We start from the raw sequence: 18,040 nt of genomic DNA on the forward strand, positions 1-18,040 counted from the left end.
TCCGATGAGCATAAAAAAGAAACTTGCATACAGCCTGGCGGCGCTGGCCGTGCTGGCCGGGATCGGTGCGGCCGGTCGTCTGTGGACGGTGCTGGACACCTCACGTAATGCGGTCGCCGACGATAAGGTGCAGCTGGCCGATTTCAAAAGCAGCGACCCGGCGGCGATTAAACGCGGCGAATACGTGATGCGCCTGGCCGACTGCGCCGCCTGCCATAACGCCGATTTTGCCGGTGGCTACAAGATCGATACGCCGTTTGGCGCGCTGGAGACCTCCAATATTACGCCGGATCGTGAAACCGGTATTGGCCGCATGACCGAGCGTGATTTCTACAACGCGGTGCGCCACGGTCGCGGTGAGAAAGGTTTCCTCTACCCGGCGATGCCTTACACCGCCTACACGCAGATTAGCGATGAGGATATGCATGATTTATGGGCATATTTCTCTGCTATCCCTTCGCGCAGCAAGCGGGTGGATGAAAACGCCGGTATGCACTTCCCGTATAACATCCGCCTGGCAATGGCGGGTTGGAACCTGTTGTTCTTTGATAACAACGGCTTCAGGCCGGATGCTGAGCAGGACGCCGCGTGGAACCGCGGTAAATATCTGGTGGACGGATCGGCACACTGTAGCGTCTGCCACACGCCCCGCAATGCGCTGGGCGGGGAGATCGGCAGCGCGTATCTGCAGGGCGGCAGCCTCGGAGACTGGTATGCGCCGGATATCTCGCCGAACCCGCACGCGGGTATCGGCAACTGGAGTACGGATGAGGTAGCCGACTATCTGAAAACCGGTTCGAACGGCATCAGCGTGGCGGCAGGGCCAATGGCCGAAGCGGTGGAACACTCAACCCAGTACTTCACCGGTGACGATCTGCAGGCGATTGCCCACTATCTGCGCGGCGTGAAGCCGTCAGAGACGCCGGCCCCGCAGGGGATGGTACTGGATGACGGGCTGAAGAGCCGTGCCGCGCTGAGCTATGAGGTTAACTGTTCGGCCTGCCACGGCCTGCAGGGTGAAGGCATCACCGGCATGGTGCCGGCGTTTGCCGGCAACCTGGCGATGCAGCACAACCCGACCAATATGATCCACGCCATGCTGCGTGGTGCCCGCGCGCCGCACACCGAAGAGCGGCAGACGGCCGCCGGGATGCCCGCGTTCGACTGGAAGATGGACGACCGGCAGATTGCTGAAGTGCTGAACTACGTGCGTAACTGCTGGGGTAACCAGGGCGCGGAAGTTACGGCGAAACAGGTGGCAGAGATGCGCAAGCAGACCGGGGCACTGCAGAAGCTGCAGACGCCAGCGATGAAGTAACCTTCAGGCCCGCCGCGTTCTGCGGCGGGCCTCTGTTTCAGGCATGTGTCACCGTCCTGCGGTCCTTACCGTACTCACCGTTCCCAGCGTCGCTGATGTCTGCGTTTCTCCAGTGCTGGCTGCTTGTCGTCGCAGTTTTTGCCGCTATGGCTGCAGACGCTAATGGCGTCGTTTTCGGGTATCACTATGTTTCATCGCAGAAAAATCGTCATAATAAATTCTTATGTCATTGTCCAGGCCACTGTTTTGCAATAATTTTTTTATCTGGCGTCTTTAGGTTCTGACTGGATTGTTTCCGGTAGCAGAAAACGTGCCTGAGGCCGCGCCATCACTGACTTCGGTCGCTAATCCGTTATGGTTATGAGATAGAAAACCCCGTAATTAGCAGGTATTTCAGCAGCCTGCGGGTCATAAGTTTTTTATTGTACGGGCAAAAAGCGGTGATATAGTCGACGACGCACAATAATCACCCCGCTGACTATTAAAAAAACAGTCAAGCCCGTCAGCGGACGCACATCTGGCATAAGGAATCAGTAATGAAAGGTTATAACTCTCTGGAGTCGTTTCTTACCTCTCTGCAACAGCGCGACCCACACCAGCCGGAATTCCTGCAGGCGGTTCGTGAGGTGTTCACCTCGCTGTGGCCGTTCATTGAGCAGAACCCACGCTACCAGGATCAGGGGCTGCTGGAACGTCTGGTGGAACCAGAGCGTCTGATTCAGTTCCGCGTCGCCTGGACCGATGACAAAGGTCAGGTACATGTTAACCGCGCCTGGCGCGTCCAGTTCAGCTCGGCGATTGGTCCGTTCAAAGGCGGCATGCGTTTCCACCCGTCGGTCAACCTGTCGATTCTGAAGTTCCTCGGTTTTGAACAGACCTTTAAAAATGCCCTGACCACCCTGCCAATGGGCGGCGGTAAAGGCGGTTCTGACTTTAACCCGAAAGGCAAAAGCAACGCGGAAGTGATGCGCTTCTGTCAGGCGCTGATGACCGAGCTGTATCGTCACCTGGGGCCGGACACCGACGTCCCGGCGGGCGATATTGGCGTGGGCGGCCGCGAAGTCGGCTTTATGTCCGGCATGATGAAAAAGCTTTCCAATAACACCGCCTGCGTGTTCACCGGCAAAGGGCTGACCTTTGGCGGCAGTCTGATCCGCCCGGAAGCCACCGGTTATGGTCTGGTCTATTTCACCGAAGCGATGCTCAAGCGTCACAGCCTCGGTTTTGAAGGCAGCCGCGTGTCGGTTTCCGGTTCCGGTAACGTGGCGCAGTACGCGATCGAAAAAGCGCTGGAGCTGGGCGCGCGCGTGGTCACCGTGTCTGACTCCCGCGGTACCGTGGTGGATGAAGAGGGCTTTACCACCGAGAAGCTGGCGCATCTGGCCGATATCAAAAACGTGCGTTACGGCACGGTGGAAGACTATGCCCGCGAGCGCGGTCTGACTTACCTCGAAGGCCAGCAGCCGTGGGGCGTGGCGGTGGATATCGCGCTGCCGTGCGCCACCCAGAACGAACTGGATCTGCCCGCAGCTAAACTGCTGATCGCCAACGGCGTGAAGGCGGTAGCGGAAGGTGCCAATATGCCAACCACGATTCAGGCGACCGATGCCTTCCTTGATGCCGGCGTGCTGTTCGCACCGGGCAAAGCGGCTAACGCCGGTGGCGTGGCGACTTCGGGTCTGGAGATGGCGCAGAACGCCGCGCGTCTGAGCTGGAAGGCTGAGAAGGTGGATATCCGCCTGCAGCACATCATGCTGGACATCCACCACTCATGCGTTGAGTACGGTGGTGAAGGTAAGCAGACCCACTACGTACACGGTGCCAATATCGCCGGTTTCGTGAAGGTGGCGGACGCGATGCTGGCACAGGGCGTGCTGTAATCTTTTTAGCGTAAAAGCGTAAAAGCGTAAAAGCGTAAAAGCGGCGTTTGTTTTAACAGTGTGCACGGCTCAGGGAGCCTGTACACTCCGCAAAGACGCAAAAAACGTCATCCCTGACAGCTCAGCGCGGGCCATCCCTGGCCCGCGATGCTTTGCTCCGTGTACAGGCTCTCAGGGAGCCTGTACACTCCGCAAAGACGCAAAAAACGTCATCCATGACAGCTCAGCGCGGGMCATCCCTGKCCCGYGATGCTTTGCTCCGTGTACAGGCTCCCTTCGCTTTACGTTCTGAGTCGCCTGAAGGTAAAAAACCGTTAACATCGTGCCTGACTTAAATCGCTGCGTTTGCGTTGTCTGCAGATGACATCATCTGCGGGTTCAGTGATCGACGGACTGTGGCAGCAACATCAGAACGTTCGGGCAATCGGGTATATCCGGGTTAGCGGACCGTCGACGGCCAGGGATGGCCGGCGCCGAGCGTACATGGACGTATTTACAGCGTGTCCGCGTTCCGGATATACCCGATACGCCGGGCACGCGAACCGGCAGCGACCCGCACGTAAAGCGATTACTGCCGCGAGGACGGGCGGCGAAACCTGCAGCGACTTCTGTCATCCCCCGCACGCGATGCTTTGCTCCGTGTACAGGTTCCCTTCGCTTTACGTTCAGAGTGCCTGAAGGTAGAAAACCGCACCCGGCTCAGCGGCTGGTTTCCAGCTTCAGCACGTCCCGTTCGCGGCGCTGTTTCAGCCGCCATACCCCTTCAAGCAGCACAAACCAGAACGGCATCGCCACCAGGCCCAGCAGCGTGTCCGGGTCAAACACCATCACTACCAGTGAGAACAGGAAGAACAGCAGCGTCAGCCAGCTCATGGTGATGCCCGCCGGCATTTTGAACGCCGAGCGCTGGTGCGCCTGTGGGTTACGCCTGCGGTAGACCAGGTAGGCAATCAGGATCATTGCCCAGGTATAGATCACCAGAATAGCGGCCAGGGTCGAGACGACGGTGAACAGCGTCATCACGTTGGGTACCAGGAACAGCAGCAGCGTACCGATAAACATGCAGAAGCAGGTGAACAGCAGGCTGCGTACCGGAATTGAGGTGGAGCGCGACAGAATGCGGAACTGCCGGTGGGCGTGCTTCTCGACGGACAGGCCGTACAGCATGCGGGTGCTGCAGTAGACGCCGCTGTTGGCCGACGACATCGCCGAGGTCAGGGCGACAAAGTTAATGATCGCCGCCGCCGCCGGCAGGCCCGCTTTGGCAAACAGCGTGACGAACGGGCTGGTTTCCGGCGAGATATGCTGCCAGGAGGTCACGGCGATGATCACCACCATCGACAGAACGTAGAAAATGATAATGCGCAGCGGAATTGATTTAATCGCTTTTGGCAGCACGGTCTCCGGCGAGCGGGTTTCGGCGCTCATGGTGCCCAGCAGCTCGACGCCGGTATAGGCGAAGATGGCGATCTGGAAGCCGGCAAAGAAGCCGATCACCCCGTGGGGCATAAAAACCGCCGGGTCGCTAAGGTTATGCAGCGAGGCCTGCACGCCGTCCGGCGACATCCAGCCGGTGGCAATCATCCAGGCCCCGGTGACGATCAGCGCCACGATGGCAATAATCTTAACGATCGCGAACCAGAATTCGGTTTCGCCGAACATTTTCACCGCCAGCAGGTTAAGCAGGCAAAGGATGCCGAGGGTCAGCAGCGCCGGGATCCACGGCGACAGCTCCGGCAGCCAGTACTGCACGTAGCCGCCGCATACCACCACGTCGGCAATGCAGGTCACCACCCAACTAAGCCAGTAGGACCAGCCGAGATAGAAGCTGGCCTTCGGGCCGAGGTAGTCGGCAACAAAGTCGGCAAATGAGCGATACGACAGCTTGCTCAGCAGCACTTCGCCCATCGCCCGCATCACCATATACATAAAGAAACCCACCACCACGTAGGTGATCAGGATCGAGGTGCCGGAGACGGCGATGGTTTTTCCTGCGCCCATAAACAGGCCGGTGCCGATTGCACCGCCAAGGGAGATCAGCTGAATATGGCGCGAACTGAGGCCACGATGCAGTTCCTGCTGCGCATCCGTCGGGTCAGACATAAGCATCCTCTCACTATTTTCGCGGTCAGCGGGCAACATCAGGCCGTCCCGCAACGATGGGGGTTCAACATGGTCAACGCGACAGGAAGACGCAGAGCGTCGTCATTGGCCAGAGAAGCAGCCGGATGGACTGCTTAAGGAAATCGTCGGGAACTCGCCACGACTCAGTGTCACGATCTGCCCGTTAACCCGTGAGCGTTAATCCGCAGGGTGGGTCAGGTGGCCTAACTCTGGCCGTGCGGAGTAACAATGTCAACACAGTGTAAAGCGCTTTTATTCACTTTTTGATCACATTCAAGATTCTGAAAAACAAGTGAATAATTATCCTTATGCATTTTAACTGCATATTTTTTGCATAAAAATGCTTTCCCTATACCTGAGAAAATTCTAACTATTTATTCACCGATAGCGAAAAAGTCAGGTGGAAAAATTTTCCCCGCCGATGGCGGCGGCGACAGCGATATTCACGCCGGACCAGGGGGGTATGGCGGAAGATAGTGATGGCTGTGAGCGCCTGAGGCCGGATAAATCACTTTATTACCCGGCACAATTCGCGCAGCAAAACGCAACGCTGGCTCTCAACCTCACCCCCCGGTACACTCTTTGCGCATAACTTCAGTTCCAGGGAGCGGCAGCGCGACGATGCAACACTCTACAGTCCTTCAACAGCTGAGCGACGTGGTTGGTTCAGGCCAGCTGATCACCGATAGCTACAAGAAAGCGTATTACTGCAAAGGCTTCCGCGTTGGCCACGGCGACGCGCTGGCCGTGGCGGTGCCGCAAACCCTGCTGCAGCTGTGGCAGGTGCTGCAGGTCTGCCAGCAGAACGACACCATTATTCTGATGCAGGCGTCCAACACCGGCGTCACCGGTGGCTCCACGCCGCACGGCGATGATTATGACCGGCCGGTGATCGTCGTCAGCACCCGGCAGATTAAAGGGGTGCAGGTGATCGATAATGCACGGCAGGCGATCGCCTTCCCCGGCAGCACCCTGACCGAACTGGAAGCGGCGCTGAAGCCTCACCATAAAGAGCCGCACTCGGTGATTGGTTCCTCCTGTATCGGCGCGTCGGTGGTCGGCGGCATCTGCAATAACTCCGGCGGTTCACTGCTGCAGCGCGGCCCGGCGTTTACCGAAAAATCACTGTTTGCTCGCATTAACGACGCGGGTGAGCTGCAGCTGATTAATCACCTGGGGATCGATCTTGGCGAGACGCCGGAGGCGATGCTCGCCAATCTGCAGGCCGGCAGCTATACCACCGGCAGCGCGCCGGACTGGGCGGGGAAGATCTGGGCCGATGACTATGCGTCTGTGATCAAAGATGTTGATGCGGTAACGCCGACGCGCTTTAACGGTAATCCTCAGTACCTGCACGACAGCGCGGGCTGCGCCGGTAAGGTGATCGTCTTCGCCGTTCGCCTCGCCACCTTTGACGCCAGCGAGCAGGAGGATACCTTCTACCTCGGCACCAACGATGAGCAGGTGCTGCTGGCGCTGCGCCGTTACCTGATTGAGAACATGGAGCAGCTGCCGGTTCAGGCCGAATATATCCACCGCAACGCCTTCCGCCTGACCCTGCGTTACGCGCGGCATATGCTGCTGTCTATCCGGCGGCTGGGCCCGGCGGCGCTGCCTGGGCTGATGGCGAAGAAGGCCCGCTGGGATGCGTGGGTGAAAAAGCTCAACCTGTTGCCGCAGAACACCATCGATAAGCTGATCCAGCTGGGCAACCGCATTACCCCCTCCGGCATTGCGCCGCGGCTGCTCTCCTGGCACCGTCGCTATGAGCATCACCTGATGATTAAGGTGGCGCACAGTGAGGTGGCGCAAATGCACCGGCTGCTGACCGTCTTTTTCAGCGGGCACAACGGTGAGTGGTTCCACTGCGATGAGACGGAACAGCGTGACGCGTTCCTGGTGCGCTTTGGCGTCGGCGCCTGCACGGTGTTTTACTGCGATGCCTACGGCATTAACACCGACCAGCGGCTGATCGCCTTTGACGTGGCGCTGCGCCGTAACGACACGCAGTGGCGTATCGAGCTGCCCGCCGAGCTACAGGCACAGGTGCTTGAGGAGTCCTGCTGCGGCCACTTCTTCTGCCTGGTCAACCATCAGGACTATATTCTGCAACCCGGTGTGGACGGCGCGCAGTTTAAACAGGCGGTGCTGGCGTATCTTGACCAGCGCGGGGCGAAGTATCCGGCCGAACATAATATTGGCCATCTTTATCAGGCCTCGGAAGAGCATCAGCACCACTTCCATCAGCTTGATCCCACCAACAGCTGTAACCCCGGCATCGGTAAAACCAGTAAGAACAAGCACTGGGCCTGACGCTGCCGCGTCAGCCGTTCCGCGCCGCGGGTAACCCTGGGTTGCCTGCGGCCGCGGCCTGCATAAACCTGCAATAAAAAATAGTGGCAAAAGCGGGGCAACGGGGGCGTTGCAGGCTGGATTCGCTGCGTAATTTCAATACAATCACTGGCAGCCAGGAGGCTGACGGCAGAGTGAGGGAGCGAAAGGGGTGGCAAAGGTTATTCGGGATGGTTTGCATGAAAAAGTGGTGGCTGATGCTGCTGGCATCAACAATGGCCTTCCAGACGCTGGCGGCAGAGCATAACGCCGACCCGCAGGGGACCAGCCTGGCTTTTTACAACTGGTATCTGACGGCGTTAAGCCATGAAGAGAGCCCGATTGATGAGCACGACCCGCTGTTAAAAGAGTACGTTACCGAACGGTTGCTGAAAAAAATCACGCTGCTGATCAAAAGCCCGCAGGGGATGGATGACGACTACTTCTTACAGGATCAGGATTACAGCGACGGCTGGGTCAATAACGTCAGCGCAAGTGATTTTACCCTCAACGGTAATCAGGCCAGCGGCGAGGTGGTGCTGGGTCGCGATCCGGCCGATCGGCAACAGCTGCTGGTGACGCTGACCCACGACCGCGACGGCTGGAAAATTGATGACGTGCAGCTGGAATCTCCCACCCGTTAACGCAACGGGTGCGCAGAAGAATGATTAGCACCGCGCGTGCTTTCAGCGGCGCTGGTGATTATCTGGCCGGTTAACATTAAGCATTGATAACGTGTCTTTTTACGTCCGGCTGGAGGGTGCCAGCCGTCGGGCAACGTCAATGATTTTCACAGTGACAGGAATAGTGGTAAACGCTGCGGCTGATATCCAGCAGGCGACAGCTGTGGCGGGTGCCAATCTGGTAAGTTTCCTGCAGGAAATTAACCGCCTGGCGTTTATCGCCGGTGCTGAAAAAGTTCTTCACCACGCCCTGGAGCATCTCTTTGTCGCCCGCCAGCTGCTGCAGTTCACGGCTCAGGCTCTGCAGCGCTTCCTCTAATTCTCTGATTTTCCTTCCCTGTTCCGAATCCAGCCCGGCATACTTTTTCTTCCAGCTGTAGAAGGTCGCTTCAGAGATGCCCAGCGAGTCACAAATGTCTTTCGTCCGGGACCCGTTTTCCGATGCTTTAATAGCGCTGGTGATTTGTTCTTCGGTATAACGTGACTTTCTCATTAATGCGATTACCTTGCTTAATTATGCCGGAGTGATAATAATTTATTTATATATCTTAACTGTATCGGGATATTAACCTGGTATAAATGTAAGTGCGATTCTAATAATCGACATTGCATGTAAAACAGACCGGATTCACAAAATAATGAGATTTTTTCCTGCTGTTTAAAATACTCGGCTTTGCCGAATCAAACGATGTTTAAACACGAAAAAGTTCGGCCTTTTTTGATTTAACTATCAGATTTTAAAGAATAAATTCTATTAACTCTTGCATTGGCGAAGAAGGGTGGCACCAGACAGGCATCGCGATTAGGGATGAGCAAAGCCGTCATCCAGAAAATAAAGTAACGCTGACTCATACCATCCGTTATCTTCGGGGCACCCTTGCATTCCTTCCCTGCGTTGGGTGAGTCAGGGTAACGGTTGGAAAATGCCTGAGCGTATTCATCGCGGATCGACTAATCCACTCTGTGCGCTATTATCTGTGGTTTATGGCTGGGGAGATTCAGGACGAAATCAGATTGTCAGCGGGCAAGACGCGCCGGGGCCGCCGAATGCTGCCAGGTTGTGCAGCACCCGATGCGGCCCGTCAGGCATCAGGCTCAGGGCAGCGGCCACTCGGGTGGCGTGCGGCTCATCACGTCAACAAACACCTCTTTGGTGATGTGCCAGAAGTTGTGCAGGTTTTCCATGCTCAGCGTGATGCCCAGCAGGCCGGTGACGAACCAGCACGACATGCCGATACCGATACCGGTGAAAACAAACGCCATCGCGTTGCGGCTGGCCTGGCGACACTTCACGTTGAAGGTGCTGGCCAGAAACATCATCACTGCGCTTAACAGCTCCCACCTCATCAGCAGCACGCTGGCGGTAATCGTACCCATTCTTAACACTCCGCAATAACAGACCTGACAGGAAAAAGTGCCACCAGCTGGCGGAGGAGAGCAACCAGGAGGGCTCTTTCCGATCGAATACGGGGGTAAAGTGTGATGGCGGTCACATTGTACCATCTGGATTATTTTTTTGAACAATTTTTAGCTTGCAAATGACCATTTTTTCGCCGCCTCGTCCCTAAGGGCGATCGGTAACAGGGGTGCGAAATAAAACATTAGGGCAGGAATATGATATGGAATGTTTACAGGCGAAAGTCATTAAGGAAATTAAATTGCTGCTGGCCACAGGTGATTCCTTGCCAGCACTGAAAATGGACGCTGTCATGACAGTTTTATATCTGCCTGTTGAGATCATGGCAGACTAATTTATTGCTGCGAAATTTCAGTGAGAGAAAATTTCACTTTGTACAAGTTTTTCCGGCAGTGCCAGGTTCTATTCTCAAGCGATCGTTTTACGGCGTAAAACCATATTCATTAATATAATGCCATGATTTATATGATTTTTATTTACATGACCCACTCGCTAATCGTCAAGTTTTGTATGATTTAAGATGAATCCTATCATGGTAAAAGTTGTACGATTAACCAACCCCGTGTAGGATTTTTTTTCAGAACTGAAATATCGGTATCATTTTCTCATCATTGCCTGATCTAAATTTAGATCTATGCACTAATCGTGCGTCAATAAAAATAATACTCCAATGGACTGGGTTAATAATAAAGGAGCCTCTGTGTTATTTACTTTTACTACCAGGTTGAATCCGCTGCGCCGTGCACGGCCTGCGCGCGTGGCTTTGTGCATTGCGCTGGGCTTAGTGCCGCCGTTTACGCTGGCGCAGGATCGGCACTACGATGAGCTGATTACCATGGCACGTGCAGGCAACAGCGCTCCTGCACTGACCTTCTTCCCGCAACAGGCGGCTCACCGCGATCTCACCGCCAGTGAGATTGCCGACTGGCTGCAGATCGCCGGCTGGGCGGGTGACGACCGGCAGGTGGTGGCCACCTGGCAGCGCTATCAGCAGGTTACGCTGCCGGTACGTGGGCAGCAGGCCGCGGCCCGCGCGCTGCGTAACCTGAAACAGTGGCAGCCGGCGTTGTCCGTCTGGCGCTCTGCGCTGGCCGCGGAGCCGGCTAATGACGATCTGCACAGCGGCTACATTATGACGCTGGCCGACGCCGGGCAGCGTGCCGAAGCGTTGCGTCTGGCTCAGCAGCGGCGGCAGCAGGGAGATACCGCGCAGCACTGGCTGGATCTCGCCTACGCCCAGCGGGCCGCCGGGCTGCGCTGGGATGCCCTGCAGTCGTCCAGTCAGGCGGAAACGCGTTACCCCGGCCTGCTTAACGTTCAGCAAAACTACGTCTCGGCGCTGGCCCTTAACCGGGTCAGCGGCGAGGCCCTGCGCGCAAGCGGGCAGAGCCAGCCCGCCGCCGCCGAACTGCGTCGCCTGCAGAGCGACGCGCTGGCGGAGCAGGTACGTATCGCCTTCAGCGCCAGCCGCAGCGAGGCCGAACGCTTCAGCGTGGCCGATCGGGCGCTGGCCGGCTATGAGCGGCTGCTGCAGGCGTGGCAGTTGCAACCGGAGGCGGCAGGCGACGTTCGCCGTGCCCGTATCGACCGCCTTGGTGCGCTGGTCGCCCGCCGTCAGATGCAAAAAGCGATCGACGAGTATCATCAGTTGAGCGCCGGTGGGGCCGAAGTGCCGGCTTATGCCCGCCGCTGGGTGGCTTCAGCGTACCTCTATCTGCATCAGCCTGAGCAGGCGGTAGCGCTCTACCAGTCGGTCCGGCGTGAAGGCGAGATCGGTATGCTGACCCGCCGCGAGCAGGATAATCTGTTCTACGCCCATGCCGAAGCCGAACAGGCCGAAGAAGCGCGCCAGCAGAGCGCCGAGTACGCCGCAATCACCCCCTATTACCTGCGCATTTACGGATCGCCGGTGCCACAGCCGAACGACCGCTGGCTCAGTGCCCGGCAGATGCAGGTGCAGGCGGCGGTGCTCAACGACGATCTGCCCCTCGCGCAGCAGCGGGCCGAAAAGCTGGCGCAGACCGCCCCGGCAAATCAGAGCCTGCAGACCGATCTGGCCGGCGTGCTGCTGATGCGCGGCTGGCCGCGCCAGGCGGAAGCGCTGCTCAAGCGTGCCGAAAGCCTGGAGCCACGCAACCAGGCGCTGGAAAGCCAGCAGGCGCAAACCGCGCTGGCGCTGCAGGAGTGGCATCAGGCCGATCTGCTGGCCGACGACGTGCTGGCCCGCCAGCCGGAAAGCCGCAGCGCGCAGCGGCTCGATCGCCTGCGTAACGTCCACCGCTATTACCAACTGCGGATTAACGCCGAACACGGTATCGACTCCGACAGTCCGGTCAGCGGCGCGAATGACTTTTCGCTGGACGCACTGCTCTACGGCCCGCCGATCGAAGAGAACTGGCGGCTGTTCAGCGGCCTGGCGTTTGCCGACAGCGAGTACCGCGAAGGCAAGGCGCTGAACCGCAGCGTGCGCGGCGGGGTGGAGTATCGCGCCCGCGACAACTGGGCGGAGCTGGAGCTGAACGGCCAGCGCTACGGCAGCGGCACTAAAACCGGCCTGCGTCTGGCGGGCTGGCATGACCTCAGCGACCGGTGGCGGGTGGGAGGATCGGCCGAACGGCTGATGCGCAACGCACCGCTGCGGGCGCTGCGCGACGGCGTGACGGTCGACGGCGGCTCGCTGTTTGCCCGCTGGCGGCAGAGCGAGCGCCGTGAGTGGCAGGCGACGCTGTCACCTTCGTGGTTCTCCGACGGCAACCGGCGGCTGAAGTGGTCGCTGGCAGGCAAAGAGCGTCTGTTTACCGCGGCCCGTTACAGCCTCGACTTTACCCCCAGCCTCAGCGGCAGCAGCAACAGCAAAACCGACGGCGCTTACTACAGCCCGTCACGCGATTTGTCGCTGGTGCCTGGCGTCACGCTCGATCACCTGCTGTACCGCCACTATCAGACCGAATGGCGTCAGCAGGTTGAGGTCGGTGCCGGCCGCTACTGGCAGCAGGGCCAACAGGCGGGTGCGGTCACCCGCGTCAGCTACGGCCAGCGGGTGCGCTGGAACGACGTGCTGGACAGCGGCGTGACGCTGAGCTGGGACAAACGCCCGTATGACGGCGTGCGCGAAAAAAATCTTTCCGTGTCTTTTGACATGAATTACCGATTCTGAGGGGCCGACCGATGCGCCTGTTTACTCTTCTCTCCCTGGCCCTGGCGGCGCTATTGACCAGCGCATGCAGCCAGACCGGGCCGCTGCGTTTTACGCCGCCCGCCCAGCGCGCCGTGCTGGCGGCGGAAAAACCCTGGCCCAAAAATCACTTTATCGTGCTGGCTTACCACGACGTTGAAGACGGCGGGGCCGACCAGCGCTATCTGTCGGTGCGCAGCGACGCGCTTAACGAACAGTTTGCCTGGCTGCGTGAAAACGGCTACCGGCCGGTGTCGGTCGACCAGATCCTCGCCGCCCGCGACGGCGGCGCGCCGCTGCCGGAAAAAGCGGTGCTGCTCAGCTTTGACGACGGTTACAGCAGTTTCTATCGCCGGGTCTGGCCGCTGCTGCAGGCGTACCAGTGGCACGCGGTGCTGGCCCCGGTCGGCAGCTGGGTGAGCACCCCGGTCGGCCAGCCGGTCAACTTCGGCGGGCTGATCACCCCGCGTGACCGCTTTGCTACCTGGCAGCAGATTGCCGAGATGTCGCGCTCCGGGCTGGTGGAAATCGGCGCGCACACCTGGGACCAGCACAAAGGCGCGGTCTCTAACCCGCAGGGTAACAGCGAGCCGTTTGCGGTGAACCGTAGCTACAGCCGTGAACAGGGCGCGTATGAGAGCGGGGACGCCTACCGCCAGCGCGTGCGTGAAGACGTAACGAAAATCACTCAAAAAATCACCGAAGTGACCGGCAAAGCGCCGCGCGTCTGGGTGTGGCCTTACGGTGCCGCCGGTGGTGAAGCGCTGAGCATTGTTCGTCAGCAGGGCTACCAGATGGCGCTGACCTTAAATGAAGGGCTGGCCTCGGTTGACCGTCTCGACAACGTGCCGCGCCTGCTGATCGGCAACAACCCAGGCCTCTACAGCTTCTCGCAGCGCATTGCCGAAGTGCAGGAAAAAGCGCCGATGCGCGTGCTGCACGTCGATCTCGATTACGTCTACGATGCAGACCCGCAGCAGCAGTCGCGCAACCTCGACAAGCTGATCCAGCGGGTGGCCGACACCGGTGCCAGCACGGTATTCCTGCAGGCGTTTGCCGACCCGGACGGCGACGGCAACGTTAAACAGCTCTACTTCCCCAACCGCTGGTTGCCGGTACGCGCCGACCTGTTCAACCGGGTAGCGTGGCAGATAAGTACCCGGACTCATGCCAGCGTCTATGCATGGATGCCGGTGCTGGCCTTCGATCTCGACAAATCGCTGCCGCGCGTGGCGAAGGTTGACCTGAAAACCGGCCAGACGACGGTGGATGCGCAGCAGTATCAGCGGCTGTCGCCGTACAGCGCCGAAGCGCGCCGGCGTATTCGCGAGATTTACCAGGATCTGGCCGCCCATACCTCTTTCTCCGGCATCATTTTCCACGATGATGCCCTGCTGGGCGACGACGAAGACGCCAGCCCGGACGCGCTGCAGGCCTACCAGGCCGCCGGCTTCCCGACCTCGATCGCCGCCATCCGTCAGGACCCGGCGATGATGCAGCGCTGGACGCGCTTTAAAAGCCGCACGCTTATCGACTTTACCCGCCAGCTGGCCGCCGATGTGCGCGCCATTCGCGGGCCGCAGGTGAAGACCGCGCGCAATATCTTCGCCCTGCCGATCCTTGAGCCGGAGAGCGAGGCCTGGTTTGCGCAGAACCTCGACGACTTCCTGCAAACCTACGACTGGGTTGCGCCGATGGCGATGCCGCTGATGGAGCAGGTGCCGCAGGGGCAGGACCTGGCCTGGCTGGATAAGCTGGTGACCACCGTGGCGCTGCGCCCGGGCGCGCTGCAGAAAACGGTGTTTGAGCTGCAGTCGCGCGACTGGCGTCAGCCGGAAGAGCAGGGTGCGCTCAGCGGTGAACAGCTGGCCGACTGGATGAAACAGCTGCAGACCAGCGGCGCTCAGAGCTTTGGCTACTATCCGGATGATTTTCTGAATAACCGGCCTGCGCTGAACGACATCCGTCCCGTGTTCTCTTCAACCTGGTATCCGCTGCCATGATCGATCGTCTTCTTGCGTTCCTGATACTCTGCCTGGTGCTGAGTATCCCGTTTGGCATCACCCTGATCTATACCGGTGAGGTGATGCTGAACTTCGTGTTCTTCTGGCCGCTGTTTATGTCCGGGATCTGGATGACCGGCGGGCTCTATTTCTGGTTCTACCGCGAACGGCACTGGGCGTGGGGCGAAAACGCCCCGGCACCTGAGCTGGCCGGTAACCCGCTGATCTCGGTAATTGTGCCCTGCTACAACGAAGGTCCCAACGTGCGTGAAACGCTGGAGGCCGCGCTGAACCAGCGTTACGCCCGGCTGGAAGTGATCGCCGTTAACGATGGTTCCAAAGATGACACGGGCGAGATCCTTGACCAGATGGCGGTGGAATTCTCCCACCTGCGGGTGATTCATCTGGCCGCCAACCAGGGCAAAGCCATCGCGTTGCAAACCGGGGCCGCTGCGGCACGCAGCGACTTCCTGGTCTGTATTGATGGTGACGCCCTGCTGGATCGTGACGCCGCCGCCTGGCTGGTGGCCCCGCTGCTGGATAACCCGCGCGTGGGCGCCGTCACCGGCAACCCGCGTATCCGCACCCGCTCAACGCTGATTGGCCGTATCCAGGTTGGGGAGTTCTCCTCAATTATTGGCCTGATCAAACGCACCCAGCGCGTCTATGGCCAGGTATTTACCGTCTCCGGCGTGGTGGCCGCCTTCCGCCGCCGCGCGCTGGCGGAAGTGGGCTACTGGAGCCCGGAGATGATCACCGAAGATATCGATATCAGCTGGAAGCTGCAGCTGCGCCACTGGTCGGTGTTTTTCGAGCCGCGCGCGCTGTGCTGGATCCTGATGCCGGAGACCGTAAAAGGCCTGTGGCAGCAGCGGCTGCGCTGGGCGCAGGGCGGTGCCGAGGTGTTTCTGAAAAACCTGCGGCATATCTGGTCGTGGGAGTACCGTCGGATGTGGGTGCTGTTCTTTGAGTTCAGCTTCTCCACCATCTGGGCCTTTACCTACGCGGTGAGCATCATTCTGTTTCTGCTGGGGCTGGTGATGCCGCTGCCGGACAATATCCGCGTCTACGATCTGTTCCCACCGCAGTTTACCGGCATGGTACTGGCGGTGACCTGTCTGCTGCAGTTCAGCGTCAGCCTGCTGATCGAGCGCCGCTATGAGCCCAGGCTCGGCAACTCGCTGTTCTGGGTGATCTGGTATCCGCTGGTCTACTGGATGCTGAGCCTGTTTACCACCCTGGTGTCGTTCCCGAAAGTGATGCTGCGTTCGCGCCAGCGCCGCGCGCGCTGGGAAAGCCCGGATCGCGGGATAGAAAAAGGATAACGCTATGGCTTCACCGCTGATATTCACCGCGCGCAGCTGGCTGCCGCGATTCATCGACCTGTTGCTCACGCTGCTGGCGTGGTGCGGATTTATCTGGTTGTTTGTCACCGGATTGCTGCATATCCTGCACTCAACGCCTTACGGCGGCCCGCGGCCGCTGAGCTCGGGAATGGATACCCTGACGCTCTATTTTGCTATCGCGCTGTTTAACGCGCTGGTGCTGATCGGCTGGGCTAAGTACAACCAGCTGCGCTTTCGCACCGAGCGCCGCCGCCGCCGCCCGGGTCTGGATCCGGACGAAGTGGCGGAGAGCTTTGCCATCAGTGAAAGCGACGTCAGCGTACTCAGCAGTAACGATCTGCTGCGGGTCACCCACGATCGCCAGGGACGTATTACCGGGGTGGAAGCCCTGCGGGGCCGCCGTTAACGGCGCGGCAACTGAGGAACCTATGATGAAAAACCGTCGCACCGGGAGCGCATTTTCACCGGGCGTCCCGACCATTCGTAAACAGGTTCAGCGTATGCATCTGCTGATGGTCGGCGTGGCGCTGCTGTTTGGCAGCGTCTCGCTGCTGGCGATGAGAATGTCGCAGCCGCAGCGGGGGGAAACCGCCCCCGATGCGATCTGGCTGGTGCTGCTGCTGCTGAGCGCCATGCTGCTGGTGGTGGCGCTGCTGGCCTGGTTCCTGTCGCGCCGGCTGCATGCGGAGCTGGAGAGCTGGCAGCAGAAGCTTTCAAGCGAAAACGCCTCGCTGGCGCACAAGGCGCTGCACGACCCGCTCACCGGCCTGCCGAACCGGGCCGCCTTCGAACACCAGCTGGCCTCGCTGTGGCAGGAGCCCTGGTGCCGCGAGCGGATGGTGGTGCTGTTTATTGATGGCGATCGCTTTAAGCAGATTAACGATCGGTACGGCCATGCGGCGGGGGACTGGGTGCTGAAGGAGACCGGCCGACGGCTGCGCGCGCGGCTGCGGCGTGACGACCTGGTGGCGCGGATGGGCGGCGATGAGTTTGCGGTGCTGCTGGCGACCGTTGAGCGGCCGGATCAGGTGGCACGGGTGGCGCAGGATATTATCACCGCGATGGCACAGCCGATCGTGCTGCAGGACGGCACCCGGGTTGTGCAGTCGTTGAGTATCGGCGCGGCGCAGGGGAAAGATCACAGCAGCGTGCAGGCGCTGATGGCGCAGGCCGACGCGGCGATGTATCACGTTAAAGCGTCAGGCGGCGGCTGGTATCTGTCACCCTCCTGCTGCATGACGGGCGTCGTGCTACCTCAGGTGGTCGCCTCGCGGCAGGCTTAATTACGCGCCGGGCTGTTTTGATCGGCGATGCGCTGGGCAAAACCGCCCGCCGGATAGTCACTGCAGTCAAAGCTCCAGCTGCTGCGTGCCAGCGCCTGGCGGCGCATATGGTGACGATAGGCGGTGGGCGTCTGCATAAACTGGCGGCGGAACACGCGGGAAAAGGTCTGCTGCGAGTCGTAGCCGTACTGCATGGCGATATCAAACACCGGCCGCTGGGTCTGACGCAGCGCTTCTGCTGCCAGGGTCAGGCGGCGCTCGCGAATATAATTCCCCAGCGTCTGTTTGGTGATGGCGCGGAACATCCGCTGCAGGTGCCATTTCGAATACCCCGATTTTGCGGCTACTTCATCAATCGACAGCGTCTTATCCAGATTGTTATCGATCCAGTCGGTCAGGGTGCTGATGATCTCGTCATGCATACAGGTTTCTCCCGGGTCTCTGCGCCACGCTGGCGGAAAAAATGAGCAACAGGGGCGT

The 18,040-nt window shown here is 59.4% G+C and carries 14 protein-coding genes; 10 read left to right on the forward strand and 4 right to left on the reverse strand.

Annotated elements, in window-relative coordinates; all coding sequences use genetic code 11:
- Positions 1 to 4: 4 nt before the first annotated feature.
- Both ASF13_RS09120 and gdhA read left to right on the forward strand, forming a co-directional pair.
- Complete coding sequence (locus tag ASF13_RS09120) at positions 5 to 1,318, forward strand: c-type cytochrome (RefSeq protein WP_056235123.1); 1,314 nt, start codon at positions 5 to 7, stop codon at positions 1,316 to 1,318.
- Between the two features lie 536 nt (positions 1,319 to 1,854).
- The gene (gene gdhA, locus ASF13_RS09125) at positions 1,855 to 3,198 is read left to right on the forward strand and encodes an NADP-specific glutamate dehydrogenase (protein WP_056235126.1); all 1,344 of its coding nucleotides are present in this window, start codon (positions 1,855 to 1,857) and stop codon (positions 3,196 to 3,198) included.
- A gap of 699 nt (positions 3,199 to 3,897) precedes the next feature.
- Here gdhA and ASF13_RS09130 read toward each other — a convergent pair.
- Positions 3,898 to 5,301: an amino acid permease gene (locus ASF13_RS09130; RefSeq protein ID WP_369814370.1), complete on the reverse strand. Its 1,404-nt coding sequence runs from the start codon at positions 5,299 to 5,301 to the stop codon at positions 3,898 to 3,900.
- A gap of 642 nt (positions 5,302 to 5,943) precedes the next feature.
- On the opposite strand from ASF13_RS09130, the gene dld reads away from it, so the two are divergent.
- Together dld and ASF13_RS09140 are read left to right on the forward strand one after the other, a co-directional pair.
- Positions 5,944 to 7,635: a D-lactate dehydrogenase gene (gene dld, locus ASF13_RS09135; protein ID WP_056235130.1), complete on the forward strand. Its 1,692-nt coding sequence runs from the start codon at positions 5,944 to 5,946 to the stop codon at positions 7,633 to 7,635.
- A 218-nt stretch (positions 7,636 to 7,853) separates the two neighbouring features.
- On the forward strand, positions 7,854 to 8,297 hold the full coding sequence (locus ASF13_RS09140; protein ID WP_056235132.1) for a DUF3828 domain-containing protein: 444 nt from the start codon (positions 7,854 to 7,856) through the stop codon (positions 8,295 to 8,297).
- Positions 8,298 to 8,433: 136 nt separating this feature from the next.
- On the opposite strand, the gene ASF13_RS09145 is transcribed toward ASF13_RS09140, so the two are convergent.
- Together ASF13_RS09145 and ASF13_RS09150 are read right to left on the reverse strand one after the other, a co-directional pair.
- Complete coding sequence (locus tag ASF13_RS09145) at positions 8,434 to 8,829, reverse strand: transposase (RefSeq protein WP_056235135.1); 396 nt, start codon at positions 8,827 to 8,829, stop codon at positions 8,434 to 8,436.
- A gap of 602 nt (positions 8,830 to 9,431) precedes the next feature.
- Entirely contained in the window at positions 9,432 to 9,713 is a 282-nt protein-coding gene (locus ASF13_RS09150; protein ID WP_056235137.1) for a YjcB family protein, read from the reverse strand.
- A gap of 242 nt (positions 9,714 to 9,955) precedes the next feature.
- Between ASF13_RS09150 and ASF13_RS25175 the strand changes: the two genes are divergently transcribed.
- The 6 genes from ASF13_RS25175 to ASF13_RS09175 all read left to right on the forward strand — a co-directional run bounded on the left by ASF13_RS25175 (position 9,956) and on the right by ASF13_RS09175 (position 17,560).
- Positions 9,956 to 10,087 (forward strand): hypothetical protein, encoded by a 132-nt coding sequence (locus tag ASF13_RS25175; protein ID WP_255354428.1) that lies wholly within the window; start codon positions 9,956 to 9,958, stop codon positions 10,085 to 10,087.
- Positions 10,088 to 10,510: 423 nt separating this feature from the next.
- Positions 10,511 to 12,910: a poly-beta-1,6 N-acetyl-D-glucosamine export porin PgaA gene (gene pgaA, locus ASF13_RS09155; protein ID WP_162237189.1), complete on the forward strand. Its 2,400-nt coding sequence runs from the start codon at positions 10,511 to 10,513 to the stop codon at positions 12,908 to 12,910.
- An 11-nt stretch (positions 12,911 to 12,921) separates the two neighbouring features.
- Positions 12,922 to 14,931, forward strand: coding sequence for a poly-beta-1,6-N-acetyl-D-glucosamine N-deacetylase PgaB (pgaB, locus tag ASF13_RS09160; protein ID WP_056235143.1), 2,010 nt, complete (start codon positions 12,922 to 12,924; stop codon positions 14,929 to 14,931).
- On the forward strand, positions 14,928 to 16,256 hold the full coding sequence (pgaC, locus tag ASF13_RS09165; protein ID WP_056235145.1) for a poly-beta-1,6-N-acetyl-D-glucosamine synthase: 1,329 nt from the start codon (positions 14,928 to 14,930) through the stop codon (positions 16,254 to 16,256). Before pgaB ends, pgaC begins: the two co-directional genes overlap by 4 nt.
- Before the next feature lie 4 nt (positions 16,257 to 16,260).
- Positions 16,261 to 16,683 (forward strand): poly-beta-1,6-N-acetyl-D-glucosamine biosynthesis protein PgaD, encoded by a 423-nt coding sequence (pgaD, locus tag ASF13_RS09170; RefSeq protein ID WP_056235147.1) that lies wholly within the window; start codon positions 16,261 to 16,263, stop codon positions 16,681 to 16,683.
- 25 nt (positions 16,684 to 16,708) lie between these two features.
- The gene (locus ASF13_RS09175) at positions 16,709 to 17,560 is read left to right on the forward strand and encodes a GGDEF domain-containing protein (RefSeq protein ID WP_056235149.1); all 852 of its coding nucleotides are present in this window, start codon (positions 16,709 to 16,711) and stop codon (positions 17,558 to 17,560) included.
- Here the strand turns inward: ASF13_RS09175 and soxS are convergent.
- Entirely contained in the window at positions 17,557 to 17,982 is a 426-nt protein-coding gene (soxS, locus tag ASF13_RS09180) for a superoxide response transcriptional regulator SoxS (protein ID WP_056235152.1), read from the reverse strand. The two genes, ASF13_RS09175 and soxS, sit on opposite strands and share 4 nt — an antisense overlap.
- Positions 17,983 to 18,040: the final 58 nt, after the last annotated feature.

Source organism: Erwinia sp. Leaf53 (assembly GCF_001422605.1).
Taxonomy (GTDB): Bacteria; Pseudomonadota; Gammaproteobacteria; order Enterobacterales; family Enterobacteriaceae; genus Erwinia.